General features: G+C 67.4%; 20 protein-coding genes. 9 read left to right on the top strand and 11 right to left on the bottom strand.

All coding sequences use genetic code 11. From position 1 onward, the window contains the following. The first annotated feature begins 69 nt into the window (after window positions 1-69). The 3 genes from AC2ITM_RS13895 to AC2ITM_RS13885 all read left to right on the top strand — a co-directional run bounded on the left by AC2ITM_RS13895 (window position 70) and on the right by AC2ITM_RS13885 (window position 2,689). Window positions 70-1,782, top strand: a complete 1,713-nt coding sequence (locus AC2ITM_RS13895; RefSeq protein WP_486467224.1) for an acyl-CoA dehydrogenase family protein — start codon at window positions 70-72, stop codon at window positions 1,780-1,782. A gap of 78 nt (window positions 1,783-1,860) precedes the next feature. Continuing rightward, window positions 1,861-1,995, top strand: coding sequence for an aa3-type cytochrome c oxidase subunit IV (locus tag AC2ITM_RS13890; RefSeq protein WP_486467223.1), 135 nt, complete (start codon window positions 1,861-1,863; stop codon window positions 1,993-1,995). A gap of 58 nt (window positions 1,996-2,053) precedes the next feature. After that, window positions 2,054-2,689 carry a hypothetical protein gene (locus AC2ITM_RS13885; protein WP_486467222.1) on the top strand — a complete coding sequence of 212 codons (636 nt, stop codon included), beginning with the start codon at window positions 2,054-2,056 and terminating at the stop codon, window positions 2,687-2,689. Between the two features lie 6 nt (window positions 2,690-2,695). Here the strand turns inward: AC2ITM_RS13885 and AC2ITM_RS13880 are convergent, their stop codons facing one another. Both AC2ITM_RS13880 and AC2ITM_RS13875 read right to left on the bottom strand, forming a co-directional pair. Further along, entirely contained in the window at window positions 2,696-3,022 is a 327-nt protein-coding gene (locus AC2ITM_RS13880; protein WP_486467221.1) for an AzlD domain-containing protein, read from the bottom strand. After that, a complete protein-coding gene (locus tag AC2ITM_RS13875; protein ID WP_486467220.1) occupies window positions 3,019-3,759 on the bottom strand; it encodes an AzlC family ABC transporter permease in 741 nt (246 codons plus the stop codon). Before AC2ITM_RS13875 ends, AC2ITM_RS13880 begins: the two co-directional genes overlap by 4 nt. Before the next feature lie 98 nt (window positions 3,760-3,857). Here AC2ITM_RS13875 and mobA point away from each other — a divergent pair, with 98 nt between their 5' ends. Beyond that, the gene (gene mobA, locus AC2ITM_RS13870) at window positions 3,858-4,463 is read left to right on the top strand and encodes a molybdenum cofactor guanylyltransferase MobA (RefSeq protein ID WP_486467219.1); all 606 of its coding nucleotides are present in this window, start codon (window positions 3,858-3,860) and stop codon (window positions 4,461-4,463) included. A gap of 31 nt (window positions 4,464-4,494) precedes the next feature. Here mobA and AC2ITM_RS13865 read toward each other — a convergent pair whose 3' ends face one another. The 4 genes from AC2ITM_RS13865 to AC2ITM_RS13850 all read right to left on the bottom strand — a co-directional run bounded on the left by AC2ITM_RS13865 (window position 4,495) and on the right by AC2ITM_RS13850 (window position 9,458). Continuing rightward, on the bottom strand, window positions 4,495-4,968 hold the full coding sequence (locus AC2ITM_RS13865; protein WP_486469439.1) for a transglycosylase SLT domain-containing protein: 474 nt from the start codon (window positions 4,966-4,968) through the stop codon (window positions 4,495-4,497). 102 nt (window positions 4,969-5,070) lie between these two features. Further along, the gene (locus tag AC2ITM_RS13860; protein WP_486467218.1) at window positions 5,071-5,925 is read right to left on the bottom strand and encodes a 4-(cytidine 5'-diphospho)-2-C-methyl-D-erythritol kinase; all 855 of its coding nucleotides are present in this window, start codon (window positions 5,923-5,925) and stop codon (window positions 5,071-5,073) included. Window positions 5,926-5,945: 20 nt separating this feature from the next. Continuing rightward, a complete protein-coding gene (locus AC2ITM_RS13855; RefSeq protein ID WP_486467217.1) occupies window positions 5,946-7,691 on the bottom strand; it encodes a tetratricopeptide repeat protein in 1,746 nt (581 codons plus the stop codon). A gap of 120 nt (window positions 7,692-7,811) precedes the next feature. After that, the gene (locus AC2ITM_RS13850) at window positions 7,812-9,458 is read right to left on the bottom strand and encodes an electron transfer flavoprotein-ubiquinone oxidoreductase (protein WP_486467216.1); all 1,647 of its coding nucleotides are present in this window, start codon (window positions 9,456-9,458) and stop codon (window positions 7,812-7,814) included. A gap of 358 nt (window positions 9,459-9,816) precedes the next feature. Between AC2ITM_RS13850 and greA the strand changes: the two genes are divergently transcribed. Continuing rightward, entirely contained in the window at window positions 9,817-10,287 is a 471-nt protein-coding gene (gene greA / locus AC2ITM_RS13845) for a transcription elongation factor GreA (protein ID WP_486467215.1), read from the top strand. Between the two features lie 141 nt (window positions 10,288-10,428). On the opposite strand, the gene AC2ITM_RS13840 is transcribed toward greA, so the two are convergent. After that, window positions 10,429-11,424 carry a polyprenyl synthetase family protein gene (locus AC2ITM_RS13840; protein WP_486467214.1) on the bottom strand — a complete coding sequence of 332 codons (996 nt, stop codon included), beginning with the start codon at window positions 11,422-11,424 and terminating at the stop codon, window positions 10,429-10,431. A 58-nt stretch (window positions 11,425-11,482) separates the two neighbouring features. Between AC2ITM_RS13840 and AC2ITM_RS13835 the strand changes: the two genes are divergently transcribed. The 3 genes from AC2ITM_RS13835 to AC2ITM_RS13825 all read left to right on the top strand — a co-directional run bounded on the left by AC2ITM_RS13835 (window position 11,483) and on the right by AC2ITM_RS13825 (window position 12,823). After that, complete coding sequence (locus AC2ITM_RS13835; RefSeq protein ID WP_486469438.1) at window positions 11,483-11,713, top strand: putative signal transducing protein; 231 nt, start codon at window positions 11,483-11,485, stop codon at window positions 11,711-11,713. Further along, on the top strand, window positions 11,688-12,485 hold the full coding sequence (locus tag AC2ITM_RS13830) for a tRNA1(Val) (adenine(37)-N6)-methyltransferase (protein WP_486467213.1): 798 nt from the start codon (window positions 11,688-11,690) through the stop codon (window positions 12,483-12,485). Before AC2ITM_RS13835 ends, AC2ITM_RS13830 begins: the two co-directional genes overlap by 26 nt. A gap of 158 nt (window positions 12,486-12,643) precedes the next feature. After that, on the top strand, window positions 12,644-12,823 hold the full coding sequence (locus AC2ITM_RS13825) for a YdcH family protein (protein ID WP_486467212.1): 180 nt from the start codon (window positions 12,644-12,646) through the stop codon (window positions 12,821-12,823). Window positions 12,824-12,984: 161 nt separating this feature from the next. Here AC2ITM_RS13825 and phbB read toward each other — a convergent pair whose 3' ends face one another. The 3 genes from phbB to AC2ITM_RS13810 all read right to left on the bottom strand — a co-directional run bounded on the left by phbB (window position 12,985) and on the right by AC2ITM_RS13810 (window position 16,040). Then, window positions 12,985-13,707 carry an acetoacetyl-CoA reductase gene (gene phbB, locus AC2ITM_RS13820; protein WP_486467211.1) on the bottom strand — a complete coding sequence of 241 codons (723 nt, stop codon included), beginning with the start codon at window positions 13,705-13,707 and terminating at the stop codon, window positions 12,985-12,987. Window positions 13,708-13,901: 194 nt separating this feature from the next. Next, window positions 13,902-15,077 carry an acetyl-CoA C-acetyltransferase gene (locus AC2ITM_RS13815; RefSeq protein ID WP_486467210.1) on the bottom strand — a complete coding sequence of 392 codons (1,176 nt, stop codon included), beginning with the start codon at window positions 15,075-15,077 and terminating at the stop codon, window positions 13,902-13,904. Between the two features lie 141 nt (window positions 15,078-15,218). Continuing rightward, on the bottom strand, window positions 15,219-16,040 hold the full coding sequence (locus AC2ITM_RS13810) for an EAL domain-containing protein (RefSeq protein WP_486469437.1): 822 nt from the start codon (window positions 16,038-16,040) through the stop codon (window positions 15,219-15,221). Between the two features lie 79 nt (window positions 16,041-16,119). On the opposite strand from AC2ITM_RS13810, the gene AC2ITM_RS13805 reads away from it, so the two are divergent. Continuing rightward, window positions 16,120-16,692: a DNA-3-methyladenine glycosylase I gene (locus AC2ITM_RS13805; RefSeq protein WP_486469436.1), complete on the top strand. Its 573-nt coding sequence runs from the start codon at window positions 16,120-16,122 to the stop codon at window positions 16,690-16,692. 59 nt (window positions 16,693-16,751) lie between these two features. Here the strand turns inward: AC2ITM_RS13805 and AC2ITM_RS13800 are convergent, their stop codons facing one another. Next, window positions 16,752-17,321 carry a TlpA disulfide reductase family protein gene (locus AC2ITM_RS13800; protein WP_486467209.1) on the bottom strand — a complete coding sequence of 190 codons (570 nt, stop codon included), beginning with the start codon at window positions 17,319-17,321 and terminating at the stop codon, window positions 16,752-16,754. Window positions 17,322-17,334 lie beyond the last annotated feature (13 nt).

Raw genomic sequence — 17,334 nt, 5'->3', positions numbered from 1 at the left:
CCTGCCTGCAGAACTGGCCCTGCCTTACAGCAGCGGCCGGGGCGATGAAAGACGGCTGAGGAGGAGCCCATGTCATTCCGCGCACCCGTGGAGGAATACCGTTACCTGCTGGATCACGTGGTCGACATGGCGGCCGTCGCCGCCACCCCCCGTTTCGCCGAGGCGACCCCCGATCTGGTCGAGGCCATCCTGGGCGAACTGGCCCGCCTGACCGACACTGTCTGGGCCCCCCTGCAGCGGGCGGGCGACATCGACCCGGCGCGGCTGGAGGGCGGCGTGGTCTACACCCCGAAGGGCTATGAGGCCGCCTATCGGGCGCTGGCCGAAGGCGGCTGGATCGGGCTGGCGGCGGATCCGGCGCAGGGCGGCATGGGCCTGCCGCTGACGCTGGCCACGGTGATGAACGACATGCTGTCAGGCGCCTGCCTGGCGCTGGAACTGGCCCCCCTGATGAGCCAGGGCCAGATCGAGGCGCTGGAACATCACGCCAGCGACGCGCTGAAGGCGCTTTACCTGCCCAGGCTGATCTCGGGGGAATGGACCGGGACGATGAACCTGACCGAACCTCAGGCCGGGTCCGACGTGGGGGCGCTGCGCACCCGGGCGGACCCTGGGGGCGACGGCAGCTACCGGATTTACGGGCAGAAGATCTTCATCTCGTGGGGGGATCACGATTTCGGCGGCAATGTCTGCCATCTGGTGCTGGCGCGGCTGCCGGATGCGGCGCCGGGCACGAAGGGGATCAGCCTGTTCCTGGTGCCGAAATACCTGCCCGATGCGCAGGGCGAACCGGGCGCGGCCAATGCGCTGCATGTGGTCAGCCTGGAACACAAGATGGGCCTGCACGGGTCGCCCACGGCGGTCATGGCCTATGAGGGCGCCACCGGCTGGCTGGTGGGCGAGGCGCATCGCGGCATGGCGGCGATGTTCACCATGATGAACAACGCCCGCCTGGGGGTTGGCGTGCAGGGCATCGGCGTGGCCGAGGCGGCATATCAGAAGGCCGCCGCCTTCGCCGCCGAGCGTATCCAGGGCCGTGGCCCTGCGGGCGGCACCGGCACGATCCTGGACCATGCCGATGTGCGGCGGATGCTGGCCGAGATGAAGGCGGATCTGTTCGCCGCCCGGGCCATCGCGCTGACCTGCGCGGTGGGGCTGGATCTGGCGCGCTGCGGCAATGCGGCGGCGCAGGCGCGTGCCGCGCTGCTGACGCCGATCGCCAAGGCCTTCGGCACCGCCACCGGCATGAGGCTGGCCGAGCAGGGGATGCAGGTCCATGGCGGCATGGGCTTTATCGAGGAAACCGGCGCCGCCCAGCTTTACCGCGATGTCCGCGTCACCGCGATCTACGAGGGCACCAACGGCATCCAGGCGATGGACCTTGTGGGCCGCAAGCTGGCCGATGACGGCGAAGCGGCGCTGGCGCTGATCGACGAGATGCAGGAGGCCGCCGAGGCCGCCCGCAGCGCCCGCCCGCGTCTGGCCGGTGCCCTCTGGCAGGCGGTCGAGACCCTGCGCGAGGCCACCGAATGGATGCTGGAACAGGACGACCTGCAGGATCGCCACGCCGGCGCCGTGCCCTATCTTCAGGGCTTTGCCCGGGTGCTGGGGGCGCATCTGCACCTGAAGGCGTCGCTGGCCGAGGGCGCCCCCGGTCCCCGCACGGCACTGGCCAAGGTCTATGCCTTCCGCCTGCTGCCCGAACATGCCGGCCTGCTGGCCGCTGCCATGGCGGGCGCCGGGGATCTCTATGCGCTCGGCCCGGATGATCTGGTGCCCTGAGGGGGCGCGAAAAAGGTGACAGGCGGGCAGGGGCGGTCTATCTCTGGGGCAGGATCCATCTACCGGAGGTTTCGGCCCATGCCTGCCCATTCCCATGGCACCATGAACATCAAGGATCACGAAAGGACCTTCGAGGGCTTCGTGCGCGCAGCCGCCCTGGTCGCCGGTGCGGCGGTCTGCATTCTGGTCGTCCTCGCGCTGGTCAACAGCTGAGCGTCTCCGGCGGTGCTTCCCGGCATCGCCTACCTGTCGGGCACCGGAGGCCTGCTGAATGAAACGTCTTCTTGCGGTCCTGACGGGCCTTCTGCTGCTGTGCGGCCTTGCTGCCTGCGTCCAGAAGGCTCCGACGCTGCACTATTCCGCCGCCGAACGCGCCAAGCCCGTGCTGCCGTCCTATGTCGCCACGGGGCCGTCCAGCCTGACGCTGATCACGGTGATCAACAACCGCACCGGATCGGGCGGGCATACGGCGCTGGTGATCAACGGCAGCCAACAGGTGGTCTTTGATCCCGCCGGCAGCTTCCACCATCCGCAGATCCGCCGCGAAGGCGACGTGCTGATCGGCATGACCCCGGCGTTCCTCAGGGCGTTCCAGCTGATGCATGCGCGCGACGTCTACCATGTGCGCCGCCAGACCATCGAGGTGCCCACCGCCGTCGCCGACAAGGCGCTGCAGCTGGCCCTGGCCGAGGGCCGCGTCTGGGATGCGCGCTGCGCCTGGTCGACCTCGGGGTTGCTGCAGCAGCTGCCGGGCTTCGAAGGGATCGGCCGCACCTGGTTCCCGACGCATCTGGCGGCGGAATTCCAGGCCGTGACCGGCGTGAAGGGCACGCTGCTCTACGAGGACTTTACCCCCCCGGGTGGCAATCCGGCGCTGAAATCGCAGGTCGTGCCCTATACCGGCTGAGAGGGTTCAGCCGGTGATCCACAGCATCAGGTAAAGCGTCGCCAGGCCGACCAGGATGGCGGCGATGGGTTTGCGCAGCACGATGCCCGCCAGCAGGGCGGTGCAGGCAGCGCTGAAGCGGGCGGTGTCGAACGCGCCGCCCGTGGCGGCAGGCCACAGCACCTGCGGGGCCACCAGCGCCGGCAGCACTGCAACGGCGGTATAGCGCAGGTGCCGCAGCAGCCATTCCGGCAGCTGGCGGTTGCCCACCAGCCCCAGGAAGACAAACCGCAGCCCGTAGCTGCCAAGGCCCAGCCCCAGCATCACGATCCAAAGGTCGCTACGTTCGATCATGCCTTGCCCTCCCGGCGGCGCAGCAGCGCCTTTTCGGCGGCAGCGCCCGCCATCATGCCCGCCAGTGCCGCCACCAGCAGGCCAAGGTTCCACGGCAGCCCCGCCAGCAGCAGCGCCAGCACGATGGCGCTGAGGCAGGCCACCAGATGCGGCAGCGTCTTCAGCATCGGCGCCACCATGGCGATGAAGGTGATCGGCAGGGCAAAATCCAGCGACAGGCTGTCGGGGATGGAATTACCCAGCAGCGCGCCCACCACCGTCAGGATGTACCACATCGGGATCAGCGGCAGCGCCACCCCCAGGAAATAGGCCGTGCGCGCCCGCAGGTCCCATTCGGGGTGATCCTCGTAGGCGACGATGGCGCAGGCATAGGTCTGGTCGATCAGCAGGTAGGACCCGATCGCGCGCTGCCACAGCGGCGCGCCGGTGAAATAGGGCGTCAGCGAGGCCGAGTACATCGCCATCCGCAGGTTCACCGCCAGCGCCGAGGCCAGCGCGATCAGCGCGGGCGTGTGGTGCTCCAGCAACTGCAGGGCGGTGAACTGCGCCGCCCCCGCGATCACGGTGACGGAAAAGGTCAGCGCCTCGTAGACCTGCAGCCCCGCCTCCGAGGCCACGACGCCGAACAACAGCCCGAAGGGGCCGACAACCAGCAGGAAGGGCAGCCCGTCCAGCACGCCCTTCACGAAGGCGCGGCGCGGGCTGGCGGGGGGCGGGGATTGCACATAGTCTGACATGGATTGCCAGCTACCCGGTCCCTCGGAAGGAGACAATTCGCCGTGATGCACAACCGCTTCTGCCGGCCCTCTCTGCACTGCCGCAAGGGACAGGGCTGATGGGCTATCCGGGGGTGATCCTGGCGGGCGGGCTGTCGCGGCGCATGGGCGGCGGCGACAAGGCCCTGCTGCCGCTGGCGGGGGTGCCGCTCTTGGCGCATGTCATCGCGCGGATGGCACCGCAGCTGGAGGTGCTGGCGCTGAATGCCAATGGCGATGCGGCGCGCTTTGCGGGCTTCGGCCTGCCGGTGCTGCCCGACAGCCTGCCCGACCATCCCGGCCCGTTGGCGGGCGTGCTGGCGGCGATGGACTGGGCGGCGGGGCAGGGGGCGGCGCAGGTGGTGACAGTGCCCGCCGACACGCCCTTGCTGCCGGGCGATCTGGTGCCGCAGATGCGCCTTGCCGCGGAACTGGCGGGGGCGCCGGGGGCGCTGGCGGCGGTGCGGGGGGAAGACGGCAGGCTGCTGGCGCAACCGGCCTGCGGCCTCTGGCCGGTGGCGGCGCGCGAGGATCTGCGGGACGCCCTGGCGGGGGGGCTGCGCAAGGTGCGCCTGTTTGCCGAAAGCCGGGGGCTGGCGCTGGCGGCGCTGCCGGATCTGGGGGCGCCCTTCTTCAACGTCAACACGCCCGAGGACCTGGCCCGGGCCGAGGCGCTGCTGGCCTGACGCGGATCGCCGTTGCCCGGCGGACCGGGCCTCAGCGCAGGCCGGTCTCTTTCAGCATGCCGCGGCGCTTGGCCTCGTAGTAGTAGCCCTGAGAATACCATTTGACCGCGCGGTCGTAGCTGCCGCCGGCCAGCAGCCAGGCGCCGCGCAGGTATTTCACCGCATAGGTCAGGTTGGTGCGCGGGCTCAGCAGGTCCTGCGGTTTGCCCTCAAATCCCATCGAACGCGCCGTCGGCGCCGAGATCTGCATCAGCCCGTAATACTGCCCGTTGCGCGCATCCGGCACATGACCGCTCTCGCGCTTGACCACCTTTTGCACCAGGTCGACCGGGACATCGTATTTCGCCGAGACCTTCTCGATCATCTGACGCAGCTGCGGGGTCTCGTTGGGATAGAGAGGGCTGTCGTCGACGAAGGACATGTGCGGCGCATTTGTCGCGGGGCTGCCGGCACAGGCGGCCAGCGAGACAAGAAGCATCAGGGCAGTGGCACGGGCATAGGGCATCGGCCGGGGGTCCGTCGTGGTTGCTAACTGGTTTCCGGTATGCGCGATGACGGCGGTGGTGCAAAGCAAAAGCATTTTGCCGCCCCCCCCGGAATCGGCGGATCACTGCAACCGTGCGGCCTGCACCCACCACGACGGGAAGGTTTCTGAAATCTTTCGGGCCGCCCGCTCGGCGGCCTGGGGCGTCGTGAACAGCCCGAAACAGCTCGCGCCCGAGCCCGACATCCGTGCCAGCAGGCAGTCCGGGGCGCTGCCCAGATGGTCCAGAACCCGCGCGATCACCGGCGCGATCGAGATCGCCGGTTCCTGCAGGTCATTGCGCTGCCGTGACAGCCATCCTGCCAGATCCGCGACCGAGGCAACAGCCTGCGGCAGCGGTTCCATCGGCGGATTCTCGCGGTCTCTCAAAGCCTTGAAGACCGGGGGGGTGGCGACGGGCACGCCAGGGTTGATCAGCACCGCCGGCAGGGGCGGCAGGCCCTCGACCGGGGTGATGCGTTCGCCCAGGCCCTGCATCCGCGCCGCGCGCGACAGGCAGCAGACCGGAACATCGGCGCCCAGACGTTCCGGCGCGTCGATCAGCGGGCGGCCGGTCAGGCGCGCCACGGCACGCAGCACGGCGGCCGCATCAGCCGATCCGCCGCCCAGCCCGGCTTCGGCGGGAAGTCGCTTGTCCAGATGCACGGAAACGGGCAGACCGGCGGCGCGGGCCGCGCGCAGGCACAGGTTGTCGTCGCCCGCGGGCAGTCCGGCGCCCCTGGGGCCGGTGATTTGCAGGGCGAATCCCTTGGCCGGGGTGACCGTCAGCAGGTCACCCACATCGGCAAACAGGGTCAGGCTGTCGAGCTCGTGGTAGCCGTCGGGGCGGCGCCCGGTGACGTGCAGCGCCAGGTTCACCTTGGCAGGGGCCAGGATGCTCAGCCCCGCGCCCAGCGGGGTGCCCTCGATCGTCGTCATGTGCAGGCCTTCGGTCGGTGTCAGTCCTGTGCGACCTGATGCACCGGGCGGGCCTCGTCCGCAAGCACGGCATCCAGGCCCGCGTTCAGCTTGCGGTGGATGCGGTCGGCCTCGTTGGCGTCGGGGTTCATGGCCAGGGCCCGGCGCCACTGGAAGCGCGCCTCAAGCTTGCGGCCCACGGACCAGTAGACATCGCCCAGATGGTCGTTGACCTCGGCCGAGCGCGGCATCAGTTCGACCGCGCGTTCCATCGGCGCCACGGCATCCTGGCAGCGGCCCATCCGGTAATAGGCCCAGCCCAGGCTGTCGATGATATAGCCCGCATCGGGGCTGAGCTGCTCGGCCTTCTGGATCATCGCCAAGGCGCGCGGCAGGTCCTGGTGTTTTTCCACCAGGGCGTAGCCGTAGTAGTTCAGCAGGTTGGCATTGTCGGGGCTGATCTTCAGCGCGGCTTCGAAATCGGCCTGCGCGGCGTGCCAGTCGCCCAGCTTGTCCTCGGTCATGCCGCGGGCATAGAGGGCGAACCAGCGCCGCCCGTCAGCCGCCGCATAAAGCCCGAGCGCCTTGTCAAAGCTGCGCCGGGCCTCGAGGAAATTGCCGGTCTGGCGGTAGAAATTGGCGCGCGCGGTCTGCACCGAGGCAATGCCCGGATAGGCGACGGCCAGCTGATCCAGGACCTCGCGGGCGGTGTCGGCGCGGCCATCGGCCAGCAGGGCGCCGGCGCGGGCGGTCTCGGCGCGGAAAAAGTCGGGGTCGTCACGCGGCACCTGCAGGTAGGTGGCGACGGCCTGTCCCGGCTGGCCCAGCTTTTCCAGCAGGCTGCCGGTCAGCAGAAGGTCTTCGGCGTGATCGGGGCGCAGCGCCTGGGCCATGCGGGCATAAAGCAGGGTCACCCGCGGCGGCAGTTCGCTTTGCAACGCCGCGGCGATGGTGAAGAAGGATTCCGCCGCCCCGTCCGTGACCGATGTCACCAGCGAGAACGGCACCTTGTCGCCCGCCACCAGCGCGGCGCGCAGCTGCGTCAGCTGGGGATCGAGGTCGGTGCCGAAAAGCGTATCCAGCAGCTTGACCGCATCCTCATCGCGGCCCAGCTGCGACAGGGTTTCCAGCCGGGCGATGGCGCCGCGGCGGGTCACTTGGGTGGTATCGCCCTGGGCGGCATAGATCGCCTCGGCGGCCTTGTAATCGCCCATGTAGGACAGCGCGAGCGCCTTGTGATAGGCGGCGAAGCGTTCCAGCCCCTGCTTCTGGCCCAGGGCATCGAACTGCGCCAGCGCAGCCTTCACGTCGCCCTGACCGATCTGCATCCAGGCGGTCAGCAGGCCGGCGGCCAGCGGGCCCAGGCTGGGGGTCTGGCCGATCCGGTCGAGGACCTCGGTGTAATGGCCCTGGCGGACGCCATCCATCATCAGCACGATCTGCGCCAGGTCGTTCTGCTGCCCCGCCGCCAGCAGCTGCTTGGCCGGCGCGATGGCCTGGTCCAGATCGCCACCGGCAACCTCGGCGTCAATCAGATGGCCCAGGATCACCGGATCGTTCGGGGCCTTCTGCAGGGCACGGTTGAAGTAATCGGCGGCGTTCAGGAAATCGTTGCGGCCCTTGGCGACCTCGCCGGCCACATAAAGGCCGGTGACGCCGGGCGCGCTGAGCGGCGCCGAAGCGCTGACGGACCCGGTGCTTCCGCTGTCCTGGGCCATGGCCTGCCATGGCAGGGCCACGGCCAGAGCCAGCGCGGAAACATGGGCGGACAGCCTGCGGAACGTCATTCGGTCACCTCGTGCGTTCGGTTTCACGAAGCCTAGGGCAGGCGAGCCCTTCATTTCAACTGACCCGTGAGGCGAATTGCTCCGGTCGCGAAAAAGTTCTCGTGACCGGAGCGCCAACGCTCACATGTTGGGATAGTTCGGGCCGTCGCCGCCCTGGGGCGTGGTCCAGGTGATGTTCTGCGCCGGATCCTTGATGTCGCAGGTCTTGCAGTGCACGCAGTTCTGGAAGTTCACCTGAAAGCGCAGATCCGCCCCTTCACCGACGAATTCGTAGACGCCCGCCGGGCAGTAGCGGGCTGAGGGGCCGGCATAGATAGGCAGGTTCTGCTTCACCGGGATCTCGGGGTCGGCCAGCCGCAGGTGGCAGGGCTGGCTTTCCTCGTGGTTGGTGGCCGCGAAGGACACGTTGGTCAGCCGGTCAAAGCTGATCACGCCATCGGGCTTGGGATAGTCGATGGGCTTGTGCTTGGCGGCGGGTTCGGTTGCCTCGGCATCGGTCTTGCCATGGCCGATCGTGCCCAGCACGGAAAAGCCCAGCTGGTTGCACCACATGTCGAAGCCGCCGATCGCCATCGAGGCCGCCATGCCCAGTTTCGACCACAGCGGCTTGACGTTGCGCACCTTCCACAGGTCTTGGCCGATGGCGCCTTCGCGCACGGTGGCCTCGTAGGTGGTCAGCTCGTCGCTTTCGCGGCCGGCCTTGATCGCCTCGTGCGCGGCTTCGGCTGCGGCGATGCCCGACAGCATCGCGTTGTGGTTGCCCTTGATGCGCGGCACGTTGACCATGCCCACCGAGCAGCCCAGCAGCGCCGCCCCCGGCACCACCATCTTGGGCATCGACTGGAAGCCCCCTTCGGAGATCGCGCGGGCGCCATAGGCCACGCGCTTGCCGCCCTCCAGCAGTTCCTTGACCATCGGATGGTGCTTGAAGCGCTGGAATTCCATGTAGGGATAAAGATGCGGGTTCTTGTAGTTCAGGTGCACCACGAAGCCCACGTAGACCTGGTTGTTTTCGAGGTGATAGATGAACGACCCGCCCCCCGCGTTCGAGCCCAGCGGCCAGCCCATCGTGTGGGTGACCGAGCCGGGCTTGTGCTTGGCGGGGTCGATTTCCCAGATTTCCTTCATGCCCAGGCCGAATTTCTGCGGCTCGTGCCCCGAGGACAGGTCGTATTTCCAGATCAGCTGCTTGGCCAGGCTGCCGCGCACGCCCTCGGCGATGAAGACGTACTTGCCGTGCAGCTCCATGCCGGGTTCGTAGCCGGGGCCGGGGGTGCCATCGGCGTTCTTGCCGAATTCACCGGCGACGACGCCCTTCACGGTGCCGCTTTCGCCATAGACCAGTTCCGAACACGCCATGCCGGGGAAGATCTCGACGCCCAGGGCCTCGGCCTGTTCGGCCATCCAGCGGCAGACATTGCCCATCGAGACGATGTAGTTGCCGTGGTTCGACATGAACTTGGGCATCGGCCAGTTGGGGATCTTCGATTCCCCGGCGGCGCCCAGGACGTAGAAGTGGTCCTCGGTCACGGGGGTGTTCAGGGGGGCGCCCTTTTCCTTCCAGTCGGGAATCAGCGCGTCCAGCCCGCAGGGATCCAGCACCGCACCCGACAGGATATGCGCACCCACCTCCGAGCCCTTTTCCAGAACCACGACCTCCAGGTTCGGGTCCAGCTGCTTGAGGCGGATCGCGGCAGAGAGGCCCGCAGGGCCGGCGCCGACGATGACGACATCATAGGCCATGGTTTCGCGCTGGATCTCGGACATGCGGTTGGCTCTCCCTTGGAATTGCTGGGGGGTATCTGGGGTAATATTGTTTCGCTGGCCAAGTTCTTAACGACGTTAAGGCCAATTGCAACTCTTGTGGTCGCCAAACTTCTGCGTCGCGGCATTGCGCAGAGCGTCAGGATATCCGTCATTCGCGACCTGGCCTTGCGGCGCGGCCCGGGCTGCCTATCTGGGGCAGGGGGCGGGCCGTCACAGCGCAGGCCCCGGGCGGATCCTGTCGCCTGTTTTCTCCGCAAAGCGCTTGCATTGGAGGGGGGCTTTGGGTCAGTTAGCCAGACGATAATTCTGTGCGAAGGGGCCGCGACCGGCCCCTTTCTGCGTACCTAGGAGGGCCGTGATGGAAAAGATACCGATGACGCGCGCGGGATACGCCAAGCTTGAGGCGGAGCTGAAGCAGCTCAAGTCCGTGGAACGTCCGGAAATCATCCGGGCGATCGCGGAAGCGCGCGAGCATGGTGACCTGTCCGAGAATGCCGAATACCATTCGGCCCGCGAGAAGCAGAGCTTCATCGAGGGCCGCATCAAGGAGCTGGAAGGCGTGCTGGGCCTGGCCGAGGTCATCGACCCCTCGGGCATGTCGGGCGCGATCAAGTTCGGCGCCAAGGTGACGCTGGTGGACGAGGACACCGAAGAAGAGAAGGTCTGGCAGATCGTTGGCGAATACGAAGCCAATATCGAGGCCGGCCTGCTGAACGTGAAGTCGCCGCTGGCGCGCGCGCTGATCGGCAAGGACGAGGGCGATTCCGTCGAGGTGAAAACCCCGGGCGGCGAAAAGTCCTACGAAGTGCTTTCCGTCATCTACGAATAAGCGCGGACGCGCCCCGTCCGGGCCCGGCAGGGGCGCGCCAGGCGGGGCCCCGGCCGGGTCTGGTGGTCACGCCGCTTCCGATATGAAAACGCGCGCCTGCGGAGGGCGCGCGTTTTCCGTATTTGGGGAAAGATGAAAGGATCAGTTGATCCGGGCGACCACATAGGCGGCCAGGTCCGACAGCAGGCGGCGCAGCTCGGTGTCGGGGAAGACGGTGAGGGCCTCGCGCGCTTTGGCCGACCATTCCAGCGCCGTGGCGCGGGTGCTGTCGAGGGTGCCATGCTTGTTCAGCAGTGCCAGCGCAGTGTCCAGATCGCCCTCTTCCTGCTTGCCGCGGCCGATGGTGCGGTGCCAGAAGGCGTGTTCCTCGGCGTCGGCGGCGGCGATGGCGCGGATCACCGGCAGGGTCAGCTTGCGCTCGCGGAAGTCGTCGCCGACGTTCTTGCCGGTCTGGCCCGCGTCGCCCATGTAATCCAGCAGGTCATCCGCCATCTGGAAGGCAATGCCGAGGGCGTCGCCATAGGTGTGCAGGGCGCGGATCTGCGCGTCGGGGGCCTCGGCCAGGACGGCGCCGGATTCGGTGGCGGCCGAGAAAAGCGCCGCAGTCTTGCCGCGGATCACCGTCAGATAGGTGTCTTCGGTGGTCTTCAGGTCCTGGGCGGCGGTCAGCTGCAGCACCTCGCCCTCGGCGATGGTGGCCGAGGCCGAGGCCAGGATCTGCAGGACGCGCAGGTTGCCCGGCTCGATCATCACCTCGAAGGCGCGCGAGAACAGGTAGTCGCCCACCAGCACCGAGCTCTGGTTGTCCCACAGCAGGTTCGCCGTCGGGCGGCCGCGGCGCTGCTGGCTTTCGTCGACCACGTCGTCGTGCAGCAGGGTAGCGGTGTGGATGAATTCCACGGTGGCCGCCAGGTGGATGTGGTAGGGGCCCTCGTAGCCGCACAGCTTGGCGGCCGCGATGTTCAGCATCGGGCGCAGGCGCTTGCCGCCGGCGTCGATCAGATGCGCCGTCACCTCGGGGATGCGCGGCGCATGACGCGAGATCATCTTGTCATGGATCAGCGTGTTGACGGCTTCGAGCTCGGGCTTGAGCGCTGCGGCCAGCGCATCGTGCGGCCTGGTGGCGATCTGGTCCAAACCGGTCTCCCCTCGATGGTTCTCGACAAAACGGGCGGTCTGTCCTTATCTGCGCCGGATGAAGATGTTGATGCGCACCAACGATCCGACAGAGCTGGCCTTCGCCCGGGCACTGCTTCAGGGCGAGGGTATAGACTGCTTTGAAATGGACGTAAATATGAGCGTTCTGGAAGGGTCCATCGGGATTTTCCCACGTCGGCTGATGGTGGCGGACCGTGACTATGATGCTGCCGTTACGGCACTTTCCGACAATGGCCTGCCCCATGAACCACCCCGCCCCCGAGACTGAGACCGCCCCCTTCTGGAGCGAGGACGCGCTGAGCCGCGACCGGTTCCTGGATGGCCGGCTGCTGCTGCGCCAGCCGCGGCGGGGCTATCGGGCCGGGGTGGATCCGGTCCTGCTGGCGGCCTCGGTGCCGGCGCGGGCGGGGCAAAGCCTGCTGGATCTGGGCTGTGGTGCCGGGACGGCGGCGCTGTGTGCGGGGCGGCGGGTGCCGGGGCTGCGGATCGCCGGGCTGGAACGCCAGCCCGCCTATGCGGCGCTGGCGCGGCGCAATGCGGCCGAGAACGGCCTGCAAATGGATGTGTACGAGGGCGACCTGGCGCAGATGCCTGTCGCATTGCGCCAGCGCGGGTTCGATCATGTCATTGCCAACCCTCCCTATTTCGACCGCGCGGCCTCGTCGCGGGCCCGCGATGCCGACCGCGAGGCCGCCCTGGGCGAGGAAACCCCGCTGGAGACCTGGGTCGCCACCGCGGCCCGGCGCTGCGTTCAGGGCGGCCATGTCACCTTTATCCACCGTACCGAGCGCCTGCCCGAACTGCTGGCGGCCTTTCAGGGGGTGCTGGGCTCGGTCGAGCTGATGCCGCTGCTGCCGCGCCGGGGGCGCGAATCGCAGTTGGTGCTGCTGCGCGGGCGAAAGGGGGGGCGTGCGGCCTTTCGTCTGCATGCGGGTTTGGTGCTGCACCGCAGCGACAGCCACGAGGGCGACCGCGAGGATTATTCCGAGACCGCTATGCGGATCCTGCGCGGCGGAGAGGCCTTCAACTTCACGGGCTGACACGTGAATTTGCCCGCTTCGTTTACCTTGCGGCAGGAAACAGCCGGAAATTCAGATCCCGTTAGGACCTTTCCCGCCAGTCTCGCAGGCGCAGCGTGACAGATTTGTAAAAATATGCTGCACTGACCGGACTACAACCTCAGAGAGGAGACGACCTGATGAGCCTTAGTTCCCACCTCGAAGAACTGAAGAAGAAGCACGCATCCCTCTCGGCCGCTGTCGATCAGGCACAGCGGTCGCCCAGCACGTCGCATCTGGAAGTGACGGCCATGAAAAAACAGAAACTCCGTCTGAAAGAGCAGATTTCGCGCATCTCTCCGGAGGCCTTCGCGCAGTGATCCGGGGCTCGCAGCCCGGATCATGACAGGATTCACTGCCGGAAGGGCCCTCCGGCATGCGGAAGTGGCGGCGTCCCCCTGGGGGCGCCGCCTTTCGTTTGCGGGCAAGGAAAATGGCTGCCAGGACATGTCCTGGCAGCCCCGTTTCGACCGCTGTGGCGTCAGACGAAGAACTGGGCGCCGTTGGCGCTGATCGTCGAGCCGTTGATGAAGCCCGCATCATCCGAGGCCAGGAAGGCCACGCAACGGGCGATTTCCTCGGGCTCGCCCAGGCGGCCGGCGGGAATCTGGCCGATGATCGCCTCGCGCACCTTTTCGGGGACGGCCATCACCATTTCGGTCGCGATATAGCCGGGGCAGATCGCGTTGGCGGTGATGTTGTAGCGCGCGCCTTCCTGCGCCAGCGACTTGATCAGCCCCAGGTCGCCCGCCTTGGTGGCGGCATAGTTGGCCTGGCCGAACTGGCCCTTCTGACCGTTGATCGACGAGATCACGATGACGCGGCCGAACTTGCGTTCGCGCATCCCCGGCCAGATCGGGTGCACGGTGTTGAAGACGCCGGTCAGGTTGGTGTTGATCACCTCGGACCACTGCTGCGGGGTCATCTTGTGGAAGGGGGCGTCGCGGGTGATGCCGGCGTTGGCCACCACGACGTCGATCGGGCCCATCTCGGCTTCGATTTTCTTCACGCCTGCGGCCGAGGCCTCGTAATCGCTGACGTCCCACTTGTAGGTGGCGATGCCGGTTTCGGCGGTGAACTTGGCCGCGGCCTCGTCGTTGCCCATGTAGGTTGCCGCAACCGCGTAGCCCGCGTCCATCAGGGCCTTGCCGATTGCCGCGCCGATACCGCGGGTGCCGCCGGTGACCAGTGCAATGCGCGCCATGTAATGTCCTCTCGTCTGTCTAATGTCGGGCCGTCCGTGTTCCCCGGCTGGCCCCTTTGAAAGATCCGTTTCAGCCCTGCGGTCACGCTCCACGATGGCCGCAAGGTCTCGTGCCATGGCCCGGTGATCGGGCCATGACGGCTGCTATGTCCTGGAAGGGGCCGCCGCGCCGGGGCGCGGGGCCGGGGGAAGGATCAGGGACGTTCGAGGCACATGGCGACGCCCATGCCGCCACCGATGCACAGGGTTGCCAGACCCTTCTTGGCGCTCGAGCGTTTCATCTCGAACAGCAGGGTGTTCAGGATGCGGCAGCCCGAGGCGCCGATCGGGTGGCCGATGGCGATCGCGCCGCCGTTGACGTTCACCTTGGCCGGATCCCAGCCCATGTCCTTGTTGACGGCGCAGGCCTGGGCGGCGAAGGCCTCGTTGGCCTCGATCAGGTCCAGGTCGTCGACGCTCCAGCCGGCCTTGGCCAGCGCCTTGCGCGAGGCCGGGATCGGGCCGGTGCCCATGATCGACGGATCCAGGCCCGCGGTCGCGTAGGAGGCGATGCGCGCCAGCGGCTCCAGGCCGCGCTTCTCGGCCTCGTCGGCGGACATCAGCAGCACGGCGGCGGCGCCGTCGTTGATGCCCGATGCGTTGCCCGCGGTGACCGAGCCCTCTTTGGTGAAGGCGGGACGCAGCTTGTGCATGGCTTCCAGCGTGGCGCCCTTGCGGATGTATTCATCCGAATCGACCACGGTGTCGCCCTTGCGGCCCTTGATGGTGAAGGCCATGATCTCGTCTGCGAACTTGCCGGCGGCCTGGGCGGCCTCGGCCTTGTTCTGCGAGGCGACGGCGAATTCGTCCTGCATGTCGCGGCTGATCTGCCACTGGTTGGCGACGTTTTCGGCGGTCTGGCCCATGTGGTAGCCGTTGAAGGCATCCCACAGGCCGTCCTTGATCATCGTGTCGATGTATTTCAGGTCGCCCATCTTGTGACCGGCGCGCAGATGCGCAGCATGGGGCGACAGCGACATGCTTTCCTGGCCACCGGCGGCGACGATGGCGGCATCGCCCAGCATGATGTGCTGCGCGCCGAGCGCGACGGTGCGCAGGCCCGAGCCACAGACCTGGTTGATGCTCCAGGCGGCGGATTCGATGGGGAGACCGGCGTTGATATGCGCCTGGCGGGCGGGGTTCTGACCCTGACCGGCGGTCAGCACCTGACCGAGAATGGTTTCCGAGACTTCGGATTTGTCGATGCCGGCGCGGGCGACGATCTCGCTCAGGACGGCGGCGCCGAGGTCATGGGCCGGAACGGTTGCAAACGAGCCGAGAAAAGACCCGACGGGCGTGCGCGCCGCCGAGACGATAACGACATTGGTCATGGTATTCCTCCACCAATTCGGGCGCGGGGAGGCCGCGCCCCTGTCATGATGGTTAACGTACACATTCCCCTAGGACAATGAAGGCCAAAGTCCCACATATCGCAGCGGCGTTCGGTCGCGACGCGATGCCGCAGGTTGCCGTCAGGCCGGTTTGCTCGCCCAGGGCGGATAGAGCGTGGGCGCGGCAAAGAAATACCCCTGAAGATACTGTACGCCAGCGTCTGTCAGCCACTCTGCATCGCGGGAATCCTCGACCCGTTCCGCTACTGTGAACATGTCGAATTGTTGTGCAATCGTCAGGATGGCCCGTGTCAGCACCTGATTGTCGGGGTTATCGGCGATCCCGCCGATGAAGCCGCCGTCGATTTTCAGGATGTCAAAGTAGAAATCCCGCAAGAATCGGAACGAAGTATATCCTGCACCGAAGTCGTCCAGGGCAAAGCTGATTCCCTGCCGCTGCAGGTCGCGCATGAAGTTGATGACCAGTTCCGGCACCAGCATGGCGGACTGCTCGGTGATCTCCAGGATCAGCCGGTCGCCGAGCGTCGGATCGCGCATCAGCGCCCGCTTCAGGATGCGGCTCCATTTCGGATAGCCGATCGAGCGGGCCGACATGTTGATCGCCAGCCGCAGATGCGGCTGGGCGTGCAGCGTGCGCAGCCCCATGTCGAGGGCGATGCAGTCGATCTTGCGGCCCAGTTCGCTGATCTCGGCCTCGGCCATGAAATCGGCGGCGGGGATGATCCGGCCGCTGGGATCGAAGAGGCGCACCAGCCCCTCGTAATAGGCGATGCGGCCGCCGGGGCCGGCGCGCACCACCGGCTGGAAGGCCATGGCCAGTTCGTTCGCCTCGACCGCGGCACGGACATGGGCCATGATCTCGGCGTCGCGGGCGGCCGTGGCCTCGCTCAGCGGATCGCCCAGGCCCTGGGGGGCGCCTGCCCATTTCGCCTTGCCATGCATCATCGGATCATGCCCTCTGTGATCCGGTCCGTTATGGGGCGGTTTGTTCAAGAAGGAGTTAAGGGTGACTTTGGCCGATCTGCCGCGCTGCACCTGGGCGGGGCCCGATGCGATCTATCTGGACTATCACGACACCGAATGGGGCGTGCCGGAGCGCGACAGCCGGGCGCTGTGGGAAAAGCTGGTGCTGGATGGGTTCCAGGCCGGGCTGAGCTGGATCACCATCCTGAAAAAACGCGAGAATTTCCGCGCGGCCTTCGCGGGCTTCGATCCCCATGTTGTCGCCGGCTGGGGCGAGGCCGAGGTCCAGCGGCTGCTGGCGGATCCCGGCATCATCCGGCACCGCGGCAAGATCGAGGCCACCATCGGCAATGCCCGCGCCTGGATCGCGCTGGAAGAGCAGGGCGGGTTCGACCAGTTCCTGTGGCGCTATGTCGACGGCGTGGCGCTGCAGCCGCAATATGCCACGCAATCCGAGGTACCGCCCGCGACGCCGCTGTCGGAGCGGGTGTCGAAGGATCTGCGCAAGGCGGGGTTCCGCTTTGTCGGGCCGACCATCGTCTATGCCTTCATGGAGGCCTGCGGGCTGGTCAACGATCACCTGACGGGCTGTCACTGCCACGCACGTTGCGCGGCGCTGCGGGCGGCGTGATCCAAAGGCGCGCCTGCGGCGCACACGATGCTGGCGCCCGGGCAGGGCCCGGGCAGGGCTCAGGACCCGGAGGTGAGCGCGCCGATCAGCGCGCGGGCCTCGGGGGCGTGCCAGTCGGTGCCGCCGATCAGCCGGGCGACCTCGCGGCCCTCGGGGTCCACCAGGATCGACACCGGCATCCCGAAGACCGAGGCGTCGCGCGCCTGCACCGCCTTCGGGTCGCGGAAATCGGGCAGGTTCGCCGCGCCCTCGTCCTTGAGGAACTTCGTCACCGCCGCCGGCGCATTCGGCCCCGAGGCCAGCGTCACCACGGCGAAATCCTTGCCGCCCATGTCCTTTTGCAGCGCCGAGAGGGTCGGCATCTCTTCGCGGCAGGGGGCGCACCAGACGGCCCAGATGTTCAGTAGCACCCATTTGCCGCGGTAGTCCTTTAGCCGGGCCGAGGCCGTGCCGTTTTCCCATTCCGCATCGACCAGCGGGCGGGCGGGGCTGGTCACGGTCAGCTTGCGCAGCGCCCCCGTGGCGTGCTGGCGGATGATCGGCGCCGGATCGGCCTGTGCCGCAAGCCCCGGCATCATTGCACCGAGCGCCAGCCCCGTATAAACGAGCGCGGAACGAATTTTCCTCATGTACCCTCCGACA

The sequence above is a fragment of the Pseudooceanicola sp. NS-SX9 genome (genome assembly GCF_057380705.1).
Note: the sequence above shows the minus strand (reverse complement) of the source record. Positions and strands in the feature narration are given on the sequence as shown.